General features: G+C 31.4%; 1 protein-coding gene. It reads left to right on the top strand.

Annotated elements, in window-relative coordinates; all coding sequences use genetic code 11:
• Positions 1-988: hypothetical protein (locus tag JK188_RS17545; RefSeq protein WP_211888704.1), on the top strand; the 988-nt coding region annotated here is incomplete at both ends.

Genomic DNA, 988 nt, shown 5'->3' with positions numbered 1-988 from the left:
AAAATTATACAAAGAACGTGATGTAGAGATCATATTTAATTCTGAATACAAAGTTTTAGTAGCAGAAAATGGGTATGGAAAGACAACAATATTAAATTCTTTTTATGCACTTGTGTCTGGTGACATCTCAAAATTACGTAAAGTTGAGTTTGATACAATTGGTTTAGTTTTTAGTGATGGAGATGAGATATCATTCAAAAAGACAGATTTTGATGCAGACTTAGAATTCATAAAAGGAAATCACTTTTTTGAACACTTAGAAAGCAAGTTAGGTGAGGATTTTATACTTCAACTTATTGATGATGTTCGTAAATATCCATCTCATGCGATGGATAGATCCCCTTTGTTTAGGCATGCATTGATGTCAATGGACCTTCCATCTTCAATTTTAAAAGATTATCTAACAGAAGTAAGAAAAGGAAGGGCCGGTCGAAGGGTTAATTCAACAACGCAACAAAAATTAGATAAAGTTAAAAGTAAATTTCCCTTCAAAGCGTTATACTTACCAACTTATCGTCGTGTAGAAGAAGATATTCGTACTTTTAATGATAGAAGAGATATTACATTACCAAAAATTTCTCCAATAAATTTTGGGATGCGTGATGTTAGTTTAAGTATTGATTCCATTACATCTGAAATATTGAGCTCTTCAGTTGAATGGTTTTCAAAAATTAATGGTCAAATGTTAACCCAGCTTGTAAATGGATTTGTAGTAACACAAGAAATGTTAGATTCAATCTCAAGACCAAAGGCAGTAGAAATAGTATTAGAGCGAATTGGAGTGAATATCTCACCAGAACATAAAGAACAGATACTTTCTTTAGTAAAAAGTGGTGAAATATTGAAAGGACATGATCCACTTGTTTATTTTGTGAGTAATTTACTTAAGGTATACGAGCAACAAAGGGAGAACGATCATGCTATACAACAGTTTACTCGCGTCTGTAATAATTATTTAACTGATAAAGAAGTAATTTATAATGAAAGC

Source organism: Providencia sp. JGM181, from assembly GCF_018257375.1.
GTDB lineage: Bacteria > Pseudomonadota > Gammaproteobacteria > Enterobacterales > Enterobacteriaceae > Providencia > Providencia lanzhouensis.
The sequence above is the reverse complement of the archived record's forward strand: the minus strand, read 5'-3'. Positions and strand labels throughout refer to the sequence as shown.